At 63.2% G+C, this 21,994-nt stretch carries 23 protein-coding genes and 1 pseudogene; 7 read left to right on the forward strand and 17 right to left on the reverse strand.

Annotated features, from left to right (window positions below; genetic code table 11):
- Positions 1-174: 174 nt before the first annotated feature.
- The gene (locus CV103_RS19960; RefSeq protein WP_107395950.1) at positions 175-837 is read right to left on the reverse strand and encodes a peroxiredoxin-like family protein; all 663 of its coding nucleotides are present in this window, start codon (positions 835-837) and stop codon (positions 175-177) included.
- Positions 834-1,964, reverse strand: coding sequence for an alkene reductase (locus tag CV103_RS19965; RefSeq protein WP_107395951.1), 1,131 nt, complete (start codon positions 1,962-1,964; stop codon positions 834-836). Before CV103_RS19965 ends, CV103_RS19960 begins: the two co-directional genes overlap by 4 nt.
- 130 nt (positions 1,965-2,094) lie before the next feature.
- Between CV103_RS19965 and CV103_RS19970 the strand changes: the two genes are divergently transcribed.
- Positions 2,095-2,985: a LysR family transcriptional regulator gene (locus CV103_RS19970; RefSeq protein ID WP_107395952.1), complete on the forward strand. Its 891-nt coding sequence runs from the start codon at positions 2,095-2,097 to the stop codon at positions 2,983-2,985.
- Between the two features lie 201 nt (positions 2,986-3,186).
- On the opposite strand, the gene pcaF is transcribed toward CV103_RS19970, so the two are convergent.
- The 10 genes and pseudogenes from pcaF to CV103_RS20015 form a co-directional block, all read right to left on the reverse strand.
- Positions 3,187-4,389, reverse strand: a complete 1,203-nt coding sequence (gene pcaF / locus CV103_RS19975; RefSeq protein WP_107395974.1) for a 3-oxoadipyl-CoA thiolase — start codon at positions 4,387-4,389, stop codon at positions 3,187-3,189.
- Positions 4,389-5,039: a 3-oxoacid CoA-transferase subunit B gene (locus CV103_RS19980; RefSeq protein WP_107395953.1), complete on the reverse strand. Its 651-nt coding sequence runs from the start codon at positions 5,037-5,039 to the stop codon at positions 4,389-4,391. The genes pcaF and CV103_RS19980 overlap by 1 nt, the downstream gene beginning before the upstream one ends.
- On the reverse strand, positions 5,036-5,749 hold the full coding sequence (locus CV103_RS19985; RefSeq protein ID WP_107395954.1) for a CoA transferase subunit A: 714 nt from the start codon (positions 5,747-5,749) through the stop codon (positions 5,036-5,038). Before CV103_RS19985 ends, CV103_RS19980 begins: the two co-directional genes overlap by 4 nt.
- Positions 5,750-5,764: 15 nt before the next feature.
- Positions 5,765-6,685, reverse strand: coding sequence for a catechol 1,2-dioxygenase (gene catA / locus CV103_RS19990; RefSeq protein ID WP_245896975.1), 921 nt, complete (start codon positions 6,683-6,685; stop codon positions 5,765-5,767).
- Positions 6,686-6,716: 31 nt separating this feature from the next.
- On the reverse strand, positions 6,717-7,007 hold the full coding sequence (locus CV103_RS19995) for a muconolactone Delta-isomerase (protein WP_107395955.1): 291 nt from the start codon (positions 7,005-7,007) through the stop codon (positions 6,717-6,719).
- Between the two features lie 2 nt (positions 7,008-7,009).
- Positions 7,010-7,267, reverse strand: a complete 258-nt coding sequence (locus CV103_RS23175; RefSeq protein WP_342749181.1) for an enolase C-terminal domain-like protein — start codon at positions 7,265-7,267, stop codon at positions 7,010-7,012.
- 62 nt (positions 7,268-7,329) lie between these two features.
- Positions 7,330-8,163 (reverse strand): annotated as a pseudogene (locus tag CV103_RS20000) (muconate/chloromuconate family cycloisomerase); the annotation flags it as partial.
- Complete coding sequence (locus CV103_RS20005; RefSeq protein ID WP_107395956.1) at positions 8,160-9,233, reverse strand: maleylacetate reductase; 1,074 nt, start codon at positions 9,231-9,233, stop codon at positions 8,160-8,162. The pseudogene CV103_RS20000 and the gene CV103_RS20005, both read right to left, overlap by 4 nt.
- Positions 9,234-9,390: 157 nt before the next feature.
- The gene (locus CV103_RS20010) at positions 9,391-10,170 is read right to left on the reverse strand and encodes a dioxygenase family protein (protein ID WP_107395957.1); all 780 of its coding nucleotides are present in this window, start codon (positions 10,168-10,170) and stop codon (positions 9,391-9,393) included.
- Positions 10,171-10,577: 407 nt separating this feature from the next.
- Positions 10,578-11,198 carry a TetR/AcrR family transcriptional regulator gene (locus CV103_RS20015; protein ID WP_107395958.1) on the reverse strand — a complete coding sequence of 207 codons (621 nt, stop codon included), beginning with the start codon at positions 11,196-11,198 and terminating at the stop codon, positions 10,578-10,580.
- Positions 11,199-11,417: 219 nt separating this feature from the next.
- On the opposite strand from CV103_RS20015, the gene CV103_RS20020 reads away from it, so the two are divergent.
- Genes CV103_RS20020 through CV103_RS20030 form a run of 3 tightly spaced genes read left to right on the forward strand, consistent with a single transcriptional unit; the run spans position 11,418 to position 15,541 of the window.
- A complete protein-coding gene (locus tag CV103_RS20020; protein ID WP_170112680.1) occupies positions 11,418-12,803 on the forward strand; it encodes an efflux transporter outer membrane subunit in 1,386 nt (461 codons plus the stop codon).
- Positions 12,800-14,005 carry an HlyD family secretion protein gene (locus CV103_RS20025; RefSeq protein ID WP_245896977.1) on the forward strand — a complete coding sequence of 402 codons (1,206 nt, stop codon included), beginning with the start codon at positions 12,800-12,802 and terminating at the stop codon, positions 14,003-14,005. The genes CV103_RS20020 and CV103_RS20025 overlap by 4 nt, the downstream gene beginning before the upstream one ends.
- Before the next feature lie 3 nt (positions 14,006-14,008).
- On the forward strand, positions 14,009-15,541 hold the full coding sequence (locus CV103_RS20030; RefSeq protein WP_107395961.1) for a DHA2 family efflux MFS transporter permease subunit: 1,533 nt from the start codon (positions 14,009-14,011) through the stop codon (positions 15,539-15,541).
- Positions 15,542-15,778: 237 nt separating this feature from the next.
- Here the strand turns inward: CV103_RS20030 and CV103_RS22245 are convergent, their stop codons facing one another.
- Genes CV103_RS22245 through CV103_RS20050 form a run of 5 tightly spaced genes read right to left on the reverse strand, consistent with a single transcriptional unit; the run spans position 15,779 to position 19,251 of the window.
- A complete protein-coding gene (locus CV103_RS22245; protein WP_146163461.1) occupies positions 15,779-16,147 on the reverse strand; it encodes a hypothetical protein in 369 nt (122 codons plus the stop codon).
- A gap of 23 nt (positions 16,148-16,170) precedes the next feature.
- Entirely contained in the window at positions 16,171-16,824 is a 654-nt protein-coding gene (locus tag CV103_RS20035) for a glutathione S-transferase N-terminal domain-containing protein (protein WP_107395976.1), read from the reverse strand.
- A gap of 42 nt (positions 16,825-16,866) precedes the next feature.
- Complete coding sequence (locus CV103_RS20040) at positions 16,867-17,751, reverse strand: MBL fold metallo-hydrolase (protein WP_107395962.1); 885 nt, start codon at positions 17,749-17,751, stop codon at positions 16,867-16,869.
- 22 nt (positions 17,752-17,773) lie between these two features.
- The gene (locus tag CV103_RS20045; protein WP_107395963.1) at positions 17,774-18,940 is read right to left on the reverse strand and encodes a muconate/chloromuconate family cycloisomerase; all 1,167 of its coding nucleotides are present in this window, start codon (positions 18,938-18,940) and stop codon (positions 17,774-17,776) included.
- Positions 18,937-19,251, reverse strand: a complete 315-nt coding sequence (locus CV103_RS20050; RefSeq protein WP_107395964.1) for a muconolactone Delta-isomerase — start codon at positions 19,249-19,251, stop codon at positions 18,937-18,939. The genes CV103_RS20045 and CV103_RS20050 overlap by 4 nt, the downstream gene beginning before the upstream one ends.
- A 171-nt stretch (positions 19,252-19,422) precedes the next feature.
- Here CV103_RS20050 and CV103_RS20055 point away from each other — a divergent pair, with 171 nt between their 5' ends.
- The 3 genes from CV103_RS20055 (at position 19,423) to CV103_RS23265 (ending at position 21,974) form a co-directional block, all read left to right on the forward strand.
- A complete protein-coding gene (locus CV103_RS20055) occupies positions 19,423-20,292 on the forward strand; it encodes a LysR family transcriptional regulator (protein WP_170112681.1) in 870 nt (289 codons plus the stop codon).
- Positions 20,293-20,611: 319 nt separating this feature from the next.
- Positions 20,612-21,550 carry a SphA family protein gene (locus CV103_RS20060; protein ID WP_107395966.1) on the forward strand — a complete coding sequence of 313 codons (939 nt, stop codon included), beginning with the start codon at positions 20,612-20,614 and terminating at the stop codon, positions 21,548-21,550.
- A 208-nt stretch (positions 21,551-21,758) separates the two neighbouring features.
- The gene (locus CV103_RS23265; protein ID WP_425443919.1) at positions 21,759-21,974 is read left to right on the forward strand and encodes a transcriptional regulator domain-containing protein; all 216 of its coding nucleotides are present in this window, start codon (positions 21,759-21,761) and stop codon (positions 21,972-21,974) included.
- Positions 21,975-21,994: the final 20 nt, after the last annotated feature.

Genomic DNA, 21,994 nt, shown 5'->3' on the forward strand with positions numbered 1-21,994 from the left:
CTACAGGGCCTTCGGCACGAACCATCTGGCGGCTTAGTTGAGGCGCGCCAAGCCCTGCGCGGTCCGAACAGCTCGCACTCGCAGGCGGGCAAGAGGCGCGGGATGGGTAAGCGTTGTCGCCTCGCTGCGTTGGCCTTTTGGCGCCGATCCTCATTTATGATGGCAGCAAATGCCTCAGGCGGCCGCGCCCGCCGCGTGCCGCAAAGCCGGCAGAATGTCTTCGGGTTCCGGGCGATGGGTGTAGTCCGGATTGACCTCGGCATAGAGGATTGTCCCGTCTTGCCCGATGACGAAGCGCCCGGGCATCGGCAGGGTCCAGCTATCGTCGCCATTGATCGAGGCCAGGTCGTTGCCGAAGCCCCGGTAAACCTCCGCCAAATAGCCGGGCAAGGTGAAGCGCAGGCCGAACATGGCGGCGACCTCGTTGCGAGGATCGGACAGGATCGGGAAAGTCAGCGCGTTCTGGCGGACGGATTTTCGGCTGTTTGCCGCAGTCTGCGGCGATATCGCGACGAGGCTGGCGCCCAGTTCGGTGATCGCCGGCAAAGCCGCCTGCAAGGCTTGCAATTCCATATTGCAGAACGGGCACCAGACGCCGCGATAAAAGCTGATGACGAGCGGCCCCTTCGCCAGCAGTTCGCTGGTGGGAATCGGGTTGCCCTCGGCGTCGTCAAGCGTGAAAGCCGGCGCCGCTTCGCCCGCCTTCAATGCGCGCGCGGCAAGGCCGCTGGCGATGAGGTCCTGGGTGGACTGGTTCAATTTGGCGAGGATCTCTGGCGGCACTTTGCCTGCGGCGAGGCCGGCCTTGAATTCGTCGAGCTTGGCTTGCAGGGTCATGCTGGATTGTCCTGATATTGGCGGCGACCATCCGCTTGGTTGAAAGCCGGATAGTCGGTGTAGCCCCGTGCGCCACCGCCGTAGAATGTCGAACGGTCATAGGCATTGAGCGGCCGCCCCAGTCGCAGCCGCTCGGGCAGGTCGGGATTGGCGATGAATGCCCGGCCGAAGGCCACCGCGTCCGCCTCGCCCGCGGCGAGGGCTGCTTGCGCGCTCTGCTTGTCGAACCCGCCCGAGACGAACACCACACCGCTGAACAAGGCGCGCAGGTGACGGATCGATTCGGGGATAGGCTTTTTATCCGCCGCTGGTGCCGCGCCTGGCTCGGCTTCCTTGTCGAAAGGGACGATGAGGTGGATATAGGCGATCCCCATCGCATCGAGCGCGCTCGCCACATAGCCATAGGTCGCGCGCGGATCGCTGTCGCTCGCGCCTTCGGGGCTCAACCGGACGCCCACGCGGTCCGCGCCGAAGACATCCGCGGCCGCCCGGGTGATTTCGAGCAGGAAGCGCGCGCGGTTGGCGATCGTGCCGCCGTAATCGTCGTTTCGCTGGTTGGTGCCGTCGAGCAGGAATTGTTCGGGAAGATAGCCATTCGCGCCGTGGATCTCGACACCGTCGAAACCGGCGGCCTTGGCGCGCGCCGCGCCGGCGCCATATTGGGCGACGATGCCGGGAATTTCATGCTGCTCGAGCGCGCGCGGCAGAGAAAACGCAATCGGCCCGTCGCGCGTAATCGCCGAACCCTCAGCCTGGATGGCCGATGGCCCCACGGGTTGCTCGCCATTGGGCTGCAAGGCGGGGTGAGACTTCCTGCCGACATGCCACAGTTGCAACAACATGCTGCCGCCGCGTTCGTGCACGGCATCGGTAATCGCTTTCCAGCCGTCGATCTGACGGTCGTCATAGATGCCGGGGGCGCCGGCAAAGCCGTAACCATTGCGCGAGACCGGCGTCGCCTCGGAGATAATGAGTCCGCCCGCAGAGGCGCGCTGTTGATAATATTCGCGCATCAGCGGGCTGGGGCTGTCGTCGGAATTGGCGCGCATCCGGGTGAGCGGCGCCATCACGACGCGATGTTCCAGCGCGAGCGCTCCGACAGAGAGGGGTGTAAACAGCTTCGGCATAGAACCTTCTGAATATTTTCGTGCCCGCCGAACAGCAGCTTCATGCGGAGCGACCTGGCGATCAGTACCATTCTGCTATCGACGTGGCAGCGCCGAGAAAGTAATATTGGTCATTCCAAGGAGGAATGGTGTGGATCGGTATCGCGAGATGCTCACCTATACGCGGGTGATCGAGGCGGGCTCGTTTTCCGCCGCGGCGCGCCAGCTCAACCTCGGCCAGCCGGCCGTCTCGAAGATTGTCGCGCAGCTGGAACACCGCCTTCAGGTCAGCCTGCTCATCCGGTCGACTCACGGCCTCTCGCCGACCGAGGCCGGGCGCCATTTCTACGAACGCGCCAAATCAGCGATTGCCGAAGCCGACGAGGCCGAACGCGCGGCGCGCGGAGCCGGCGCGGCGCTTTCCGGGCGTCTGCGCGTCTCGGCGGCAACGACCTTCGCCAGATTGCATATCATCCCGCGCCTCCCGGGCTTCCTGGCCAGGCACCCTCAACTCGAAGTCGAAATCATTCTCGACGACCGGATTATCGATCTTGTCGCCGAAGGGATCGATTTGTCGATAAGGATGGGACGTCTGACAGATTCCTCCGCCATTGCGCGCAAGCTGGCGACGGGAGCACGGTCGGTGCTGGCCACTCCCGGCTATTTCGCCCGCGCCGGGGCACCGCGCAGCCCTGCGGAACTCGTGGAACATGAAGCGGTGACCAACAGCCACCTGGCCGACACATGGGCGTTTGAGCGCGGCGGCAAGCAGGTCTCGGTCGCGGTGCGTGGGCGCTTGCGCGTCAGTGCGGCGGAAGGCCAACGCGCCGCCGTGCTCGCCGATATGGGCCTGACGATCGCATCCGACTGGATGTTCGCTCCGGAACTCGACCAGGGCCTGGTGACGCGCGCCTTGGCGGACTGGTCGCTTCCCCCGGTCGACCTGTGGGCGATCTTTCCCGGCGGACGGATGACCAGCGCCAAAGCGCGGGCTTTCGCCGGCTTTGTCGAACAGACGCTCGCCGTGCCATCTGCCGGTTGAGGCTTACCCTTGCCTAAAACCGACCTGCGGGTGGGTCTGACTCAGCGCAGGTCGGTATCAGCCCGCGCGGCGCCTGAGCGTCACCAAGCTGCGATCGGTCACGATCAACGCAAACGTGGTATAACTTGTCAGCGGCGGCCAGCCCGGCTCACCCGAAACGCAAACTTGCCTGGCCCGTATTCGGGCCCATGTCGCTGCCCTTCACACCCGCTCGAGCGCGAGGGCGAGGCCCTGCCCCACGCCGATGCACATCGTGACGAGCGCGCGCCGCCCGCCGCTTGCCTCGAGCCCGCGCAGCGCGGTGAGCACGAGCCGCGCCCCCGATGCTCCCAGCGGATGGCCGAGCGCGATCGCGCCGCCGTGCGGATTGACATGATCGGCGAACGGGTCGGCGCCGAGGAGGCGCATGCTCGCGATGACCTGCGCGGCAAAGGCCTCGTTGATCTCGATGAGGTCGAAATCGCCGAGCGTGAGCCCCAGCCGTGCCATCAGCCGCTGCGACGCGGGCGCGGGGCCGATGCCCATGACGCGCGGCGCCACCCCGGCGCTCGCCATGCCGAGGATGCGCGCGCGCGGGACGAGGCCGTGGCGCGCCGCGGCGTCGGCCGAGGCGAGCAGCACCACGCCCGCGCCGTCATTGACCCCCGAGGCATTGCCCGCCGTCACTGAGCCATCGGCGTGGACGACGGGCCTGAGCTTCGCGAGCGTATCGAGCGTGGTGTCGGGGCGCGGATGCTCGTCGCTGGCGACAAGCATGCCCGCCTTGCCGGCGCGGGCGGGCGTCGCGACGATCTCCTCGGTGAAATAGCCGGCGGTTGCAGCGGCGGCGGTGCGCCTCTGGCTCGACAGCGCGAAGCGGTCCTGCTCCTCGCGCGAGATCCCGAAATCGGCCGCGACATTCTCCGCTGTCGCGGGCATCGAATGCGTGCCATGCGCCGCGTCCATCGCCGGATTGACGAACCGCCAGCCGATCGTCGTATCCTCGATCGTCGCGGCGCGCGACCAGGGCTTGTCGGCCTTGCCGACGACAAAGGGCGCGCGGCTCATGCTTTCGACCCCGCCGGCGACGGCGATGTCGATCGCGCCGACCGCGATCGCGCGCGCCGCCGTGCCAATCGCGTCCGCCCCGCTCGCGCACAGGCGGTTGACGGTGACCCCGGGAACGCTTTCGGGAAGCCCCGCGAGCAGCGCCGCCATGCGCGCGACATTGCGGTTATCCTCGCCCGCCTGATTGGCGCAGCCGAGCACGACTTCATCGATCGCCTCGGGCGCGAGGGCGGGATTGCGCGCGATCAGCGCCTTGATGACATGCGCGGCGAGATCGTCGGGCCGCACCGTCGCGAGCGCGCCGCCATAGCGGCCAAAGGGCGTGCGCACTCCGTCGCACAACAGCGCGTCGCGGATCACGAGACCGCCTCCAGAAACGGCGCGGCAGTCGTCTCGCGCAGCTCGGCGATCGAGACCCCCGGCGCGCATTCGACGAGGCGCATGCCCTCGCCGCGCTTGCCGCACGCGAACACGCCGAGATTGGTGATGACGATATCGACGACATTCCGGCCAGTGAGCGGCAGCGAGCAGCGCGCGACCAGCTTGGGCTGGCCCGACTTGCCGACATGATCCATTACCGCCACGACCCGGCGCACGCCCGAGACGAGGTCCATCGCGCCGCCGATCCCCTTCATCATCTTGCCCGGCACGCTCCAGTTGGCGATGTCGCCATCGGCGGAAACTTCCATCGCGCCCAGGATCGCAAGATCGATATGGCCGCCACGGATCATCGCGAAGCTCGCCGAGGACGAGAAGAAACTCGAACTCGGCAGCGCGGTGATCGTCTGCTTGCCGGCATTGACGAGATCGGGGTCGACCTCGTCGTCATAGGGAAAGGGGCCCATGCCGAGCATGCCGTTCTCGCTCTGCAGCGTAACGCGCATCCCTGCCGGAATATGGTTGGCGACGAGCGTCGGAATGCCGATGCCGAGATTGACATAATCGCCGTCGCGAAGCTCGCGCGCCGCGCGCGCGGCCATCGCGTCACGGTCCCATCCCCGGCTCATGCCACCGCCTCCCGCGCGCGCGTCGTCCGGTTCTCGACCCGGCGCTCGTTGATCGTCGCCTTGACGATGCGGTCGACGAAGATGCCGGGCGTGTGGATATGGTCGGGGTCGAGCGCGCCGGCGGGTACCAGCTCCTCCGCCTCGACGACCGTGATCCGCGCGGCGGTCGCCATGTCGGGGTTGAAGTTGCGCGCGGTCTTGCGGAACACGAGATTGCCCTCCGGATCGGCGCGACACGCCTTGATGATCGCAAGGTCGGCGCGCAGCCAGCGCTCGCGGACATAGGTCACGCCGTCAATTTCCTCATGCGGCTTGCCCTCGGCAACCACGGTCCCGACGCCGGTGCGCGTGTAGAAGGCGGGAATGCCAGCGCCGCCGGCGCGAATCCGCTCGGCGAGCGTGCCTTGCGGATTAAGCTCGAGTGCGAGCGCGCCGTCGAGCACGCGTTGTTCGAACAGCGCGTTGTCGCCGATATAGGAGCTGATCATCCGCTCAATCTGACTGTTGGCGAGCAGCCGCCACAGGCCAAAGCCGGTCGCGCCGCAATTGTTCGAGATGATGGTGAGCCGCGACACACCATCGCGCGCGATCGCGTCGATCAGCGTCTCGGGATTGCCGACGAGGCCAAAGCCCCCCGACATGATCGTCATCCCAGGAACGAGCAGCCCGTCGAGCGCCTCTTCTGGAGTTTCGCAAAACTTCCCTTTCACAATCAGCCTCCTACTTCAGGCCGCAGCGCGCGGCCGGTCCGAGGCCATTTCGCCTTCGCCTGCGGTCGCGGCGATTTGAAAGTCAAAATTAATTGCTTTGAAGGGAGTATCGAGACCGGCCGCGCTGATCGCTGCTGGATTCTCGATCCAGGTAACCGCGGGGATCAGTTCTTCGCGCGTTGCATAGGCGAAGTCATCGTGCAGATAGGGGTCGCCATCGATGTTGATCTGCGTGGTCAGGTGCCGAAAACCAGGCGCGGTGACGAAGAAGTGGACATGCGCAGGCCGCCGGCCATGCCGTCCGAGCTGGTCGAGCAGTCGCTCGGTCGATCCACCCGGCGGACAGGCATAGCCCGACGGCACGATTGACCGGAAGCGATAGCGCCCCTCGCCATCGGTCTCGATCCGGCCACGATTGTTGAAAGTCGATTGCGAAGGGTCGAAGTGGGAATAATTGCCAAGCGTGTTGGCGTGCCACACATCGACGATCGCGCCTGGCACAGGCCTGCCCTCGGTGTCGCGGACCTGACCGGTCATCACCAATATGTCGCCCGACTCGGTGCCGTCATCGAGCCGCGCCTCGCGCTTCGACAGCGGCGCGCCCTTGACGTGGAGCGGCCCTTCGATCGTGCGGGGAGTTACGCCAGAGATACCATCGGCGACATCGATCGCGTCCATCCGCACGTCGAGAAAATGCTCAAGCCCAAGCCCGGCCGCCCAGAGACCGAGTTCGCCCGCCCCCCCTTGCAGGAAATTGAGCGCCAGCCAGAATTCGCTTTCGTTCACGTCGAAATCATCGATGGCTTGACAGATATTCTCCACCAGCCGGCGCACGATTGCCTTGATGCGCGGGTTGCCCGCCGTCTGATCGAGCCCCGCCACCTTGTCGAGCAGTGCCTGGATTTCTGCGGTATTGGTAATGGTTACGGCGCTCACTGGCGTTCCTCTCGGTTTGGGTGACATGTCGTTATCGATCATCATCGCGGATGGAGGAGGGGTGGTGGCAGAGTGCTGCGACCCGGATCTCCATCAACGCAAACAGCGGTAGCGTGCTCAAAAGCTCATGAAGCTCGGCGGGACTTTCGACATCGAAGATCGAAAGATTGGCGTAGCGGCCCGCGACGCGCCAAATGTGCCGCCATTTACCCGAAGTCATCAGGGCGTGGCAGCGAGCCTTTTCCTCGACCTTCAGCCGCTCAAGCTTTTCTGGAGCGAAGTCCGGCGGAACACGAACATCCATTTCGACCTGAAAAAGCATGGCTAGCCTCTCGACGCGCTGGCCGACGCGCGCCGTTGCGGGCCATCAAGGCGGTGGAACGCCACGGCTTCCTCGTCCAGCATGACACCCAACCCCGGCCCCGCCGGCACGACCATGCCGAAATCGCGATAGGCGATGGGTTCCGCGAGAATGTCGGCGGTAAGTAGCAGCGGGCCGAACAGCTCGGTTCCCCAGGTGAGCGCGGGCAAGGTCGCACAAAGCTGCGCCGAAGCCGCCGTGCCGACGCCCGCCTCGAGCATCGTACCCCGTAAAGGCCAATGCCCGCGGCGTGGCCGATGGCGGCGACATTGCGTGCGCCGAACAACCCTCCTGATTGAGCGATCTTGACTGCGAAGGCGTCCGCAGCGGCGGCCTGCGCCAGGTCAAAAGCGTCCACGGGGCCTTGCAATGTCTCATCGGCCATGATCGGCACGCGCGTCCGTGCCGACAGTCGGGCGAGCGCAAGGCGGTTGTCCGCCGCGACTGGCTGTTCGACCAGATCGATACCTGCATCGGCGAGCATGTCGAGCCCCCGCCGCGCGGTGATTTCGTCCCACGCCTGATTGACATCGACGCGCACGCTCGCGCGCTCGCCAAGCGCCGCCTTCACGGCTTGCGCGTGGGCGACGTCCTCAACCAGCGATCTTTTGCCGATCTTGATCTTGAATGCGCGGTGGCGGCGACGCTCAAGCATCTGCTCAGCCTCGTCGATGTCACGCCCCGCATCGCCCGTCGCAAGCGTCCACAGGACCGGCAGATGATCGCGCACGCGGCCACCCAAAAACTCGCTGACCGGCAGGCTGAGCCGTTTGCCGTGCGCATCGAGCAGCGCGGTCTCGACGGCGCAGCGCGCGAAGTGATTGCCAATAACCGCCTTTCTCACCGCATGCATCAAGGCCGCCGGTGCGGTCGCATCCTTGCCGACGACGATTGGTGCAATGTGCTGCTCGACCGTGAGTTTGATATGCGCGGGACTCTCCGCGCCGTAGGCAAGGCCGCCGATGGTCGTGCCCTCACCAACGCCCTCAACCCCATCGGAGCAACGAATACGCACAAGGGTGACGGTCTGCGTTCGCATGGTCGCCATTGCGAGCACGTGCGCGCGTACCGTCGGTATCTCGAGAATTTGCGCTTCGACCTTCTCGATCCGAATCATAGCTGTGGCTCCCCGCCGTCGTAGGCCGCAGCGATCAGCTGCTCGATCTCGTCGGCAGAGGCGGCGCGCGGATTGGGGTAGCTGCTCGCTGCCGCCGCCTCGGCAGCCGGGCGAATGTCGGCGCGCGCCATGCCGAGCGCGGCGAGCGACTGCATCGGGCAGGTCTCGCGCCGCAGCGCATGGAGCAGCCGCGCGGCGTCGCCCGCCTCCGATCCGCCGAGCGCGGTCGCCACGCGAGCAAGGGCGTGCGGTGCCGCGCCCGCGTTGAACGCCGCGACATAAGGCAGCATGATCGCGTGCATCTCGGCATGGGGCAGGTCGCACATGCCGCCGAGCGTGTGGCAGATCTTGTGGTGCAACCCCATGCCGACGGCGCCGAGCACCGCGCCGCCGAGCCAGGCGCCGTAAAGTGTCGCCGCCCGCGCCGCGATATCCTCAGGCGCCACGACCGCGCGCGGCAGGCCCTGTGCCATCGCGCGGATCGCTTCCTCGGCCATCAGCGCGGTGATCGGATTGATGTCGGGCGCGTAAAGCGCCTCGACCGCGTGGGCGATCGCGTTGAGCCCGGACGGCCCCGTGATCGCCGGCGGCAGCGAGAGCAGCAGTTCGGGATCATAGATGACGCATCTGGGCAGCACCGCGCGGTGGCGCCCGGTGACCTTGCGCCGGTCCTTGGTAATGCCCCAAATCGGCGTCATTTCCGAGCCGGCATAGGTCGTGGGAATGGCGATAATCGGCAAGCCGGTCTCGAGCGTGAGCGCCTTGGCGAGGCCGGTCGTCGATCCGCCGCCAATCGCCACGGCGCAATCAGCGGCAGCCGCATCCGCCTGTTCACGGCACGCCGCGATCGTCTCGACCGGCACATGCATCACCGCGCCGTCGAAAATGCCGGCGCCAAGATCGCCGAGCAGCAGCGCGACCCGCTCGGCAAGATCGCGCTGATTGGGGGTGCACAGGATCAGCGCGCGCCCGGCGCCCAGCCGAACGATCTCGTCACGCACGCTCTCGACGCTTCCCGGAGCGAAGACGATCCGTCCGGGATTGGCCTCGTAGGTGAATTGCAATGGCATGAAGATGCTACTTTCGCGAGTTCGGGAGCAAGCGGCCTTTTTCGCGCGCGGATCAGCCCTGCCCCCTTGAGAGGAAGGAGGGCAGGGCTGAACCATTGGCACGCATCGGGAGCCTCGCGCCGTCTGCCCGCGCCCGGCCCCCCGTCGTTTCGGTCGGTCAGGCAGCGAGCGCTTGCGTCACGGCTTCGGGAATGACGAAATCGACCTCCACGATGCGCACGCCGTCGTCGGTCTTTTCGGCGACGACATGCTCGGCGCAGACATCCTCGCAGCAATCGTCATCGACATAGTCGCCGCCCTCGAAATAGGCTTGGCTGATGTGCGTGTGCATGCCGAGCGCGGTGATCTTGTAGTGGAAATGCGCCGGCCGCCAGGTGTGGCGCCCCATCGCCGTCAGCAACGCGCCGGTCGGCCCATCGCTTGGGATCTGATACGGCGTGGGCATGATCGTCCGGACGCTGTAACGGCCATCGGCATCGGTGATGATCCGGCCGCGATGATAGTGCGGCGCAATGCCGTCGTGGAAACCGCTATACCGGCCGTCAGGCGTCGAGTGCCAGATATTGATCGTCGCGCCGGCAAGCGGTTTGCCATCCAAGTCGGTCACTCGCCCGCGCAAAAGCGCCTTCATACGGCCCTGATCCTGTTCACGTGCGGCGAGTTCGCCATCTTGAGGGATGAGCGGGGAGTCCTCGATGAAGTAAGGGCCCTCAAGCGACGGTTTGGAGCCGCCCATCATCTTGCCCTCGATCTTGACGATCGTGGTGTTGAAGAATGTCGTCAGCAGCAGAGGAATGTCCTTCTTCGCGAAAGCATCCAGAAGGAATGACTGCGCTATTTGATATTCATCGTAAGTGACATTGTGTTTGAACATCGCCGCGCGGATGCCTTCGACAATATCCGACACGACAGCATTGATGCGTGCTGTATCCGCCATGATCGACTCTCCCAAAAGCTGGTCTAATATGCCGAGGAGCAATATTTACGACACGACACATTCGTTCAAATTCCTTTTTGGGCCCTGCTCCATACCTTTAGCGTATCGGTGGGCTTCCCGGCCGAGGTTCAAACTCAGTCCGATCGCATTCGGCTTTTACGCTGGTGGCGCGACTGAAATGGCGCGGGTGTTGGCTGGAGCCGAGAGTGAACCGCCCCATCGCGGGGCGACCTTCGTCCATCAATCTGGTCGGTAGCCGGCTGCGAGGATGGCGACGGCAAAATATATCGGCAACGACGAAATCGCGTCCGCTTCGAGTGCGGGGCAGGAACTGCTCCGCTTTCAATTAGGCTGGCCTGCGAATGTCGGCGTGGGCCACGAGTATGTCTTGAGCGGCGTCGATGCGCTCAATCGCACTGATCAGTGGCGTAGGCTGCAAGGAATGTGAAGACTGCGGCGTTCACCGCTTTGTCGATCTCATCTTCGGTCGGCGCTCCACGAATGCAGAACCAGAAATCTTGCACGATGCGCGCTTGGCACAGCATCAAAAATTGTTCGACGGCCATAGGCACGTCGCCGATCTCAAGCTTTCCCTGTTCGATGCCCTGCGCGAAATAGTTCGCAAGATGCCGCTTCGCGGGTTTGGGCCCCGCATCGTTGAACATGTCGCCGATCTCGGGGAAGTGTGGCGCCTCGTGAATTACTACTCGGTAAATCGCAGAAACGACCGGGTCGGTTATGAGGCGCAGGTAGCGACGGCCCAGTTCGTTCAGGGCGGTCCTTATTCCGCCAGCTTCGGAAAGGACCTCAAAGGCGCCGCTAACGCGCGCTTGGATCGCCTCAAACATGAAGGCTTTGAACAGTTCTTCCTTGCTCCGAAAATAGCTGTAGATCGTACCCTTTGAGCCGGCCCCAGCGGCGGCAACCTCTCCCATAGACGTGCGGCCAAAACCTCTTTCTAGGAATAGCATCCCAGCAGTCTTCAGGATGTGGGAGCGCTTATCGCCCTCTACGCCGCTGCCTAACATTACATCACCTCGATCCTTGGAACGCCACCTTATGCATCCTGAGGCGGCGAGGCAATGTTGACCGAACCGTTCGGTTAAGATATTTGACCGAACGGTTCGGTCGATTCATTCTTGAAAGTCCTACCACTAATTGCACTTGCTAGAGAGGGGACAGCTGTCGCCATGAATTGCTGCTACCGCAAACCAAGTGTCATATCGGTTGCGGTCCTGTGCAGCGCGGTGGCGCTGGCGTCCTGCGCGCCACGCCTCGGGCCGTCGCCCACCATCGCTTCGGTCACGCAATTCGAAACTTCGGCAAGCCTGCCCGGTGGCGATCAGCAGTGGCCTAAGACAGACTGGTGGCGTGATTTCGGCGATCCGCAGCTTGACCAGCTCATCGCCGAGGGCATCGCCAATTCGCCATTGATGGCCGAGGCCGAGGCGCGCGTCGCTCTGGCCAGAGCTCAGGCGATCAGTGCGCGGGCGGCGCTGCTGCCGCGTGTAGACACGTTGGGAGCGGTTCAGGACACCCGCATCTCGCAGAATATCGAGCTGCCCACGTCGGGAGGGTGGAGCTGGCTGGGCTCGGCGCTGCTCAGCGGCAGCTTCGAGATCGACTTCTGGGGCAAGAACCGCGCGGCCCTGCGGGTGGCGACCTCGCAGACGCGGGCGGCGCAGGCCGACATCGCCGCGGCGCGGCTCATGCTCACGGTGCAGATCGCTTCGGCCTATGCCGATTTTGCGAGGCTCGAGGCGAACAGGAGCCTCGCGGCTGCCGCGTTGCGAACCCGCACCGAGGCGCGCGACCTCGTGGCGGTGCGCATCCGCGCGGGCACGGCGCCGGCACAAGCCATGGATCAGGCCGAATCGGGCGTTCAGTCCGCCACCGCGCAGCTTCGCTCGGTCGATGAAGCGATCATGCTGGTCCGTCACATGATTGCTGCGCTGGCGGGCTCGGGGCCGGACCGTGGCGACCGGATCGCGTCACCGGCACTGATCCACCGCCGCAGCCCGGACTTGCCGAACGATCTGCCGCTGGAACTCGTGGGGCGCAAGCCCGAACTGGTAGCGGCGCGTTGGCGTGCCGAGGCCGCCGCGCAGCAAATCCACGAGGCGCGGACCGCCTATTACCCCAACGTCAATCTGTTGGGCGTGTTCGGGGTCGTCTCGCTGGGACTCGACAGGCTGTTCACTGACGGTTCTCAACTGGGAACGGTCGGCCCCGCGGTCAGCGTGCCGGTATTCGAAGGCGGACGGCTGGCGGCGGGCTATCGCGGCGCCCGCGCCGAATATGATCTTGCCGTTGCCAGCTACCGCGAGGTGTTGCTGCAATCGCTGAAGGATGCGGCCGACGCGGTGACCTCGCTCAAGGCGCTGCCCAACGAGGCCCAGGCGGCCGACGCCGCCGAAGCAAAAGCGCAGAATGCCTACGCACTCACCAAGCTCCGCTACGAGGGCGGCCTTGCCGACTTCGACGCCGTGCTGATCAGCGAGAACGCGCTCATCGCCGCGCGCGATGAGGCCACCATGCTTCGGTTGCGGGGCTTTCAGCTCGATATCACGCTCGCCAGGGCTCTCGGCGGCGGGTTCAGCGGCAGAGCACCTACCCGGAGGACCACGTCGTGACAAACGAGACACGCCCTGCCGCGCGCCGGCCGGCCGACCACCACGCTCAATCGGGCGGTCAGGATTCGCCGCCCGGCGAAACCGCCGAAGAACTTGCGCGCGATCCGCGGAAGACAGCGAGTCGCAAACGGTTGATCACGGGTTTCACCGCCGCCGTGGCGGCAATCGGTGTGTTCTGGTGGATCTGGACAGCGTTTCTCGCACCCAGAACCGAAGAAACTGACAATGCCTACACCGGTGTCGAACTCTCGCAGGTGACGCCGCTGACGGGCGGAGCGGTGAAAGCGGTGCTGGTGATCGACACCCAGCCCGTGCAGGCGGGGCAGGTGCTGGTCGTGCTCGACGATACCGATCAGCGGCTCGCCGTCGATCAGGCGGCGGCGGTGCTGGAGGGCGCGCGGCGCCGGGTGCGCCAACTGATCGCCAATGACACCAGCCTCGCCGGCCAGGCCGCGATGCAGCAGGCGGGAATCGAGGCGGCCCGCACCAACCTTGTCCAGGCGCGGTCCAACCTCGACAAGGCCGATCTCGACGTCAAACGGCGCAAAATCCTGGCCGGCCCGGGGGCTATTTCCGCGCAGGAATTGAGCGACGCGCTGACCCTGCAACACAATGCCCAGGCGACCGTGGCCGAGGCCGGTTTCAGGGTCAAGCAGGCCGAGGCCGCCGCCTTCGCAGCGACCGGCGCGCGCGGCGCGAACCGTGCGCTGTTCGCCGACGCGACCATCGCAACCAACCCGGAGGTCCTCGCCGCGAAAGCCCGGCTGGACGCCGCCCGGGTCGACCTCGCGCGCACGGTGATCCGCGCGCCGGTCGCTGGTGTCGTCGATCAGCGGCGGGTGGATGTCGGCCAAAGGGTGCAGCCCGGCGTTCCGGTGATGGTGGTGGTGCCGATCACCGCGATGCATGTCGACGCCAATTTCAAGGAAGGGCAGCTCCGTGACGTTAAGCCCGGCCAGCCGGCGACGCTCACCTCGGACCTCTACGGCTCGGGTGTCGTCTATCATGGCCGCGTGCAAGGTTTCGGGGGTGGTTCGGGCAGCGCCTTTGCCGCGATCCCCGCGCAGAACGCGACCGGCAACTGGATCAAGGTGGTCCAGCGCCTGCCCACCCGGATCGCCCTTGATCCAAAGGAATTACTCGAACATCCGCTCAGGGTCGGCCTCTCGATGACCGTCACCGTCAACACGTCGAGGCCGTGACCGATGGCCGGCGCGGCGGAACATGGCCCCGGATATCCGCCGCTGAAGGGAGCCGCGCTGGTCCTCGGCTGCCTCGGTCTCTCGCTGGCCAACTTCATGGTCGTGCTCGACACCACCATCTCCAATGTCGCGATGCCGACCATCGCCGGCAATCTGGGGGTATCCACGAACGAAGGCACGTGGATCATCACCGCCTATGCCGTGGCCGAGGCGATCACCATTCCGTTGACCGGCTGGCTGATCGAGCGGTTCGGCCAGGTGAAGCTGTTTCTCACCAGCGTGGTTGCATTCGTTATCTGCTCGGTGCTGTGCGGTCTTTCGACGTCGCTGGAAACACTCGTCCTCTTCCGCGTGTTGCAAGGCATCGCCGGCGGGCCGCTGATCCCGCTTTCATCGACGCTGACGATTTCGATCTTCCCGAGAGAGCGGACGAATATCGCGATTGCGCTGTGGGGAATGACGACGGTGGTGGCGCCGATCTTCGGCCCAATTCTCGGCGGCTATATATCAGACAATTACTATTGGGGTTGGATTTTTTACATCAACATCTTTTTCGGCTTCGTTGTCGCGGGGTTGACGTGGTGGCTGATGCGCTCGCGTGAGACGCCGACGAAGCGGTCGAGGATCGATGTCGTCGGCCTGGTCCTGTTGGTCTCGTTCGTCACCGCCTTTCAGGTGATGCTCGACAAGGGGCGCGATCTCGACTGGTTCGAAAGCCCGCTCATCATCGCCCTGTCGGCGGTTTCCTTCATCGCGGCCGTTCTGCTGGTCATCTGGGAACTGACCGACGACGAGCCGATCATCGATCTTTCGGTGTTCACTTCACGCAACTGGCTGATCTCGACCGTGACGCTCAGCCTGATGTTTGGCGTGTTTTTCGGAAACATCGTGTTGACGCCGCTCTGGCTCCAGCAGCAGTTGGGCTATACCGCGAGCTGGGCGGGTTTCGCCACCGCGCCAATGGGCATTCTGGCGGTGACCACGGCGCCGATCGTCGGCCGACTGCTTTCGAAGGTCGATCCGCGGCTGATCGTCACCTATGGCATGGGGGTCCTGGCGGTCTCCTTCGCCATGCGCCTGCAACTGACAACCCAGGCCAGCTTCGGGTCTGTCGCCTGGGCGATGTTCGTGCTGGGCGCGGGTGTACCGGCGTGCCTCATCACCTTGACCGCGCTTGGCGTTTCGGACCTTCCGCCGGAAAAGGGTGCCGGCGGTTCGGGATTGCAAAATTTCTTGCGCGTGCTTTCCATGGCAATCGGCACGTCGCTCACCCAGACCTATTGGGATAATGCGACAAAGGCCCGCCGCGCGGACCTCGTCGCCATCATCGACCCTACCACGCGCCCACAGCCGCCGGCCAATCTACCGGGGTCGGCGGCACTTCCGCTGTTCTCGCGGGTGGTGGATGGCCAGGCCTCGATGCTCGCCACCAACAGCTTCTACGAATGGGCAGCCATCCTGATCCTCGCCTTCGCGGGCCTCATCTGGCTGGCGAAGAAGCCGGAGGCTCCGTTGGAGCAAGCTGCGCACGGATGAGCAGCAGCAACTGCAGAAGATCATTGTCAGGAGTTGCGTCGATCCCGCAAAACCAGTATTTTTTTGTTGTCTGAACCTGCAGGAGCGTTTGACGTATTTCCTACAGTGGCGCGCTAGCGTATAATGTATGAGTGTTATTAATAATGTTATCAAAATTTCAGTGATGACTATATCAATTATTTGCATTTTACGCGCTGGTGATTTTGACGAGACCTAGCTGATTTGAAGCTACCATTGTCATTGATATTTTGAGTTATTGCCCATCCCGAAAGTGCTGGCCGCCAGGACTATCCACCCCGTCAAAACCACAAATATGGCAATCAGTTGACCTGCCCTATAGATTGGATCTGTGCATTCCGGGCAGATATACATCACCGTGCTAAGCGGCACTCCGCCTCCAAGAAAAAAGGCAGGCGCGCGCCGAGCGGCGACCGCCTCGATGTTCATGAATGTTGCACAGCTGACCGTTGCCATCCCATGTGCGAGTTGCAGTTGCGCCGCGAAACGCAAAGTATTTGCCGCGGCTAATCCGGGATCAATCACTGTGACAAAAATCAAAACCGCAACGGCTACAAGATTATTGAACGCCGCCAGGCCCATCCACACGCGGCGCGTCCACCACTTTTGTCTCATGCCGCAGTTAGGCTCGCGTCGATGAAGATCAGTTTTTCCGTGCGCATGGCGGCCTGAACAGCTGGCCGCTTTATCACTCTCGCCGCCAAGGCATGGAGGTTGGGCGTTGGGGTCACGAGCAACCGGGCGCTTGGCTTTTGCGTCCACAACGCAAACACCAAGGTATAGGCATCGCATAACGAATATCCGCTTTCGAGCACGAATTCGGTAGCCGAAAGCTCCGCCTCAAGCTTCTTCAAGACATCATTCAGCGCTTCAACTCCGGTTGCGATGACGTCCGCTTGGCCGAGTTCCGTCGTGGCAAGCCGGTTGGGGCGAAATAGGGGGCGGAAGGCGATGTGCACAGTGCTCGACAGGAGCGATAGGAACCTGTTTGCCCGGGCGCGCTCCAGCGTTGCTGACGGGGGAAGCAGGCCGCGATCAGGCACAAGGTCCGCAATATATTGGAGGATTGCGACATTTTCTGTCAGCACGGCGCCAGCTGTTTCAAGCGCAGGAACTCTGCCCCAGGGGTTTTTAGCCAGATAGTCCGCTTGCTGAATCTGCCCTGCAGCCAGAGTTACGCACACTGTTTCGAACGGGAGGCCGCTTTCCTCAAGCGCGATATGGGACGCGAGCGAGCATGAACCATTGTTGAAATAGAATTTCATGACCACCTCCTTGCCGTGCCAGCTCGCGAGTATCGCACCTCATCAGATGCTATCGAAAGAGATCGAAAATTCGCCGCCGCGCTCGGTGACTCGCCCGGCGTGGGGTTTACCGAAGTGGGCGGGGAGGATGAGTCCGTTCGCGCTCGCGCAGCGTTCAAGCAGTGCACGGCGGGTTTGCCGGGCAAGTTCGGGCTCGGCGCAGAAACAGCTGTTGAGGTGCGGTTCATGGACTTGCACCGGCTGGTGCATAGTGTCGCCCGAAAATATCGCCGTCTCGCCCTTGCTGCGCAGGACCATGATGCAATGGCCGGGCGAGTGGCCGGGTGCGGCCTCGATCGTCAATTCGTCGGTGAGCGCGTGCGGCGGATCAATCAAATCGGCGAGTCCGGCTTCGATGATCGGGCGGACACTGTCCTCGAACACGCCATCGTTGATCGGCAGCCGTCCGCCTTCGCCGCTCCGGGTGTCCCAAAATTCGCTCTCGCGCCGCGAGAACAGGTAGCGGGCGTTGGGAAAGGTCGGCACCCAGCGGCCGTCGAGCAGTCGCGTATTCCAGCCGACATGATCGACATGGAGGTGAGTGCACAGCACATGGGTGACGTCCTCGGGCGCGACGCCCGCCGCGCGCAACCGCTCGAGATAGGGCGTGCGCTGCATATCGAACCGCGCGAAGGCGGGGCGCGGCTTGTCATTGCCGGCGCAACTGTCGACGAGGATGACATGGCCGCGCGTGCGGATGAGCCAGCTGTGAATCGAGGAAATCAACTTGCCCGACTCCAAATCGTAGAAATTTGGCGCGAGCCAATCGCGATGGCGGTCGAGATAGTCAGGATGCCATTCGGGAAACAGAAATTCCGGCGGATAAGCGGGAGTAAGGCTTTCCTCGATGCGCGTGATCTCCACATCGCCGACAATGAAGCTGTTCATGAGCCATGCACTCGCCCGCCGCTCATTTGCGGCGATAATGGTTGAACTTGTCACGATCGAGCGTCATGCCGATCCCCGGTCGCGTCGGCACGAACACGTGGAAATCCTGGTAGACCAGCGGCTCGGTCACAATTTCGTCAGCCAGCCAGATGCCGCCGATGAATTCCGAACCGAAGGTGACGCTGCGCTCCGCCGCCGCGACCTGAAGACCGGCGGAGGTGCCGATCGAGCTTTCGAGGAAGGTGCCGCCGTAGCTCGCAATCCCCGCCGCCTCGGCGATGCCAGCGATCTGCCGGCAGGCGTGCAGGCCGCCCGCCTTCATCACCTTGAACGCAAAGACATCGACCGCCGCGCTGCTCGCCAGACGCATCGCGTCCTGGAGCGTGAACACGCTCTCGTCGGCCATCACCTTGATCCCGAAACGCTCGCGAATGCGGCGCAGCGCGTCGAAATTCCAGCCCTGAACCGGCTGTTCGACCACGGTGACGCCGCCCTCGATCATCACCGGGATCCACTGATTGGCGGTGGTCTCGTCCCACACCTGATTGAGGTCGATGCGGATCTCCGCGCGACCCGCCAGCGCCTGCGCCACCGCGACCGCGCGCTCGGCGTCCTCGCGCGGCGGCTTGGCGCCGCCCTTGAGCTTGAAGACGCGCGCCGCGCCGCGCTCGACCATGTCCTCGGCCTCGGCGATGTCGCTTGCCGCAACCCCTGTCGCCAGCGCCCAGCTGATTTCGGTGCTGTCGCGGACCATGCCGCCGAACAGCGCGTAAACGGGCGCGTCGAGCGCCTTGCCGACGATGTCCCACAAGGCGGTGTCGATCGCGGCCTTGGCGAACTGATTGGCGAACACGGCCTTGTTCATGAGGTTGTGGAGCGCGGTGATGTCGCCCGCGCTCTGCCCGATGATCGCCGGCGCCAGATAGGTGTCGACCATCACCTTCATCGTCTCGATGCTGTCGCCGCTCCACCATGGGCCGCCAGGAGTCGCGCCCTCGCCAAGGCCAGTGATCCCGCCCTCGGTCTCGATCTCGACGATCAAAAACGCCTGCGTGCTAATCTTTGCCTTGGCGAACTGATGCGCGCGGCGGATCGGCAGGTCGACGATGGCGGTGTTGACCGCGCGGATCCGCAGCGCCTCGGCGCCGAGGTCCGATACGGCGACGATCGGGGAAGCCAGTTGGTTCACGCCATTTCCTCCTTGAGCGCGGGATTGTCCGCGGGGTTGATCGACGACGGGTGCGCGACGAGCGGCGTCGCCTCGACGCTGAGAAACGGAAAGAAGGGCAGGCTGCCGATCGCGGCGTGCAACTGCTCGGGGCTGTCGACCTCGAAGATCGAGACATTGGCATAGGCGCCCGCCACGCGCCAAAGATGCTTCCACACACCTTCGCGTTGCAGACGGATCCCGACTTCTTTCTCCTGGTTTTTGAGCCGTTCAAACTCCTCGGGCGGCATTCCATAAGGCGGTGAGACCGTCATTCGAACCAAATATAACATATATCGTGCTGCCTTTTTTATTTTGCATCTCTGCCGATCATTGCAGGATTCGCTTGTCTTGATCTTCGTTGCGGAGCAGTATCGCGGGATGTTCGTCGCTGTAAAATACCGATCCAGTCGCTCCGCGATACCTTTTGGGAATGAGGCAGACGCTCTGTGGAGCTGAGGCAGTTGCGCTATTTCATCGCTGTCGCCGAGGAAGGCAGCTTCGGCGGCGCGGCGCTGCGCGTCCATGTCACCCAGCCGCCCGTGACACGGCAGATCCATGCGCTTGAACAGGAGTTGGGCGTCACCTTGTTCGTGCGTACGCCACGCGGCGCTGTCCTGACCGAGGCAGGGCGCGTGTTTCTCGAGGAGGCACGCGAGATTGTCGACCGGGCGCACCGCGCCGGTGAACGCAGCCGCGCAGCAGACAGAGGCGAGATCGGCAGATTGACAGTCGCTTTCTTCGGATCGTCCATCTATCAAGCTGTGCCGATGATTCTACGCCGGTTTCGCGCTTTGGTCCCGCAAGCGCAGGTCACACTTGTGCGCATGGGCAAGGACCGCCAGCATGAGGCGCTGCGCTCCGGCGAAATTGATGTCGGGTTCAGCCGCTATTTCAATCCGGCGCCCGACATCGAGGTCGTCGCGGTGGCCGAGGAGCCGCTGTTCGTCGCGCTTCCGGTCGAAGATAGCCTGGCAAGCGCGACATCTCTGCGGCTCGGCGATCTCACCGGGCGCGCGCTAATCCTGTTTCCGTCGGGCAATCGCCCGAGCTTCGCGGACGCAGTGTTGAACGCCCTCGCTGCGGCTGAGGTCAAACTCGCGGTAGCAGCCGAAGCCGAGGATCAGACGTCCGCGCTCGCGCTTGTTTCGATCGGTGCGGGCATTTGCATCACGCCGCAGTCGGTGACCACCATTCAGATGCCCGGCGTCGCCTTTATTCGTCTGTCCGACCCTGGAAACACCGCCCCGACCCACTGCGCCTATCTCAAGAACAACAAGGCCCCGATTTTCACGGCGTTCATGCGAAGTCTGGGCGAGAGGACACGAATTTAAAGCGATCGATTTCGTCCCATCCGATCGAAACCCCGGCAGCGAAGGCTACGGTCCGATTTTACGGAGCGGAGATCGCAGGCTGCAGACCTTCCGGCTTCCTCGCAAGAACAGGCGTTTCCTGTCGGGCAAGCGCATCCGTAGCCGCAGTGGGCATGATACGATCATACCAGATTCGCAGATTAGTTTTCGATCTCCTATACCAAAGCGGTATGTGTATCGGCATAAAAACGAATTGGATGGAGAAAATCTCCCCTGCTGACCCATCTAGCCGGACGCAACAATCTGGCGTCTGTAAAAATAGAATGGACAGGGGAAGAAAATGTCTGAAATAAGCAATGATCGTCGGAGAATCTTTAATAATTTTTGGCTGATCGCATCAAGCAGCATTTTTTCTTTTGTATTTGCAAACCCTGCCTACGCCAGCGAAGGCGGGAAAAGCGAATATTCCGCCGGGGTGGATTCGATTGCCACCGCGGTTACCCCTCCGCCCAAGAGCACGATCTTGCTGAACTACAACACCTTGTTTGAGGGCGACATCTTCGTAGGTGACAAACGCCTGGACGGCTCTCACGTTGAAGCATACGTTTCGGCATTTCGCCTCGTTCACAGCTGGCCGGTGTCGTTGGACGGCGGCAAAGTGACATTTACTTCCCAGATCGTTGCCGGCGTTGGGACGGTCAACGTAAAAGTTCCCACGCCGGGCGGCTCGGCCTCACGCAGTTCGACCGGTTTTACCGATCCAATTTTGTTCCCGATTGCGGTGAACTACAATGACGGTCGCCTTTCGGCATCGCTTTCGACTGCTGTCTGGGTGCCTCTTGGGACATATAATCGTGGAGACCCGATCAACACTGGGCTTGGTACAAATCATTTTACCATCGCGCCAGCCGTTTACGTTACCTATCGGCCCACGAAGCATGTGAACTTGGACATCACGTCCGTAACCGAATTTAACACGATCAATCGGACGACGCGATACGAGTCGGGTAGCATCCAGACGTTTACGTTTGGTGCCTCATACGTGAAACGCAGACTTCAAATTGGTCCGGCCGCCTATTATTCTACTCAATTCACCGACGATCGATCGTCAGGCGTCGTGGTACCCGGTGGAAATCGGAGCAGGGTTCTCGGCGTCGGCGCGCAAGGTTTTCTCGCCATCGGTCATGGCGGTATTTCATTCGCCTACTTTCGCGATACGCTCGTCCGCAATCGCGCAGGTGGTAACAATTTCTGGTTGAAATTTGGCGTTCCGCTCTGAATCGCTCTGCGGTTTGCTGAGTTCTGACAAGGGCTGCCAAGGCTAGTCGCCCCGCCACCGATCCTAGCAGCAGCGCGGCGGGCAGCGACACAATATATCCGGTCCAAATGGACTTAATACCAGGGTAAGGAGGCCTTTATGTTCGATCAGATCCAGTCGATCGAGACCCGTTTAGGTATCATCGGTGAGACCCGTTGATCTCGACGCGATGGACACTGTAGTTCGGCGGGGGCGACAGGCCTTGGCCTGGGAAGTCCTGCGCCGAAATCCCGGCTATCGAGCAGCATTTCGCCAATTGACGTCGGAAAAGTCTGATAGTGCCACCGCTGACCCTGCTTTTGCGGCGGACTGGGGGTTGCACTTTCCCCGAAAACCCCGAATTCGACTTGGTCTGAGCCCCGCAAACTCTTCCAGATTTGAGTAGAGTCCGGCCCATGGAAGGAG

The sequence above is a fragment of the Edaphosphingomonas fennica genome, assembly GCF_003034225.1.
Taxonomy (GTDB): Bacteria; Pseudomonadota; Alphaproteobacteria; order Sphingomonadales; family Sphingomonadaceae; genus Sphingomonas_E; species Sphingomonas_E fennica.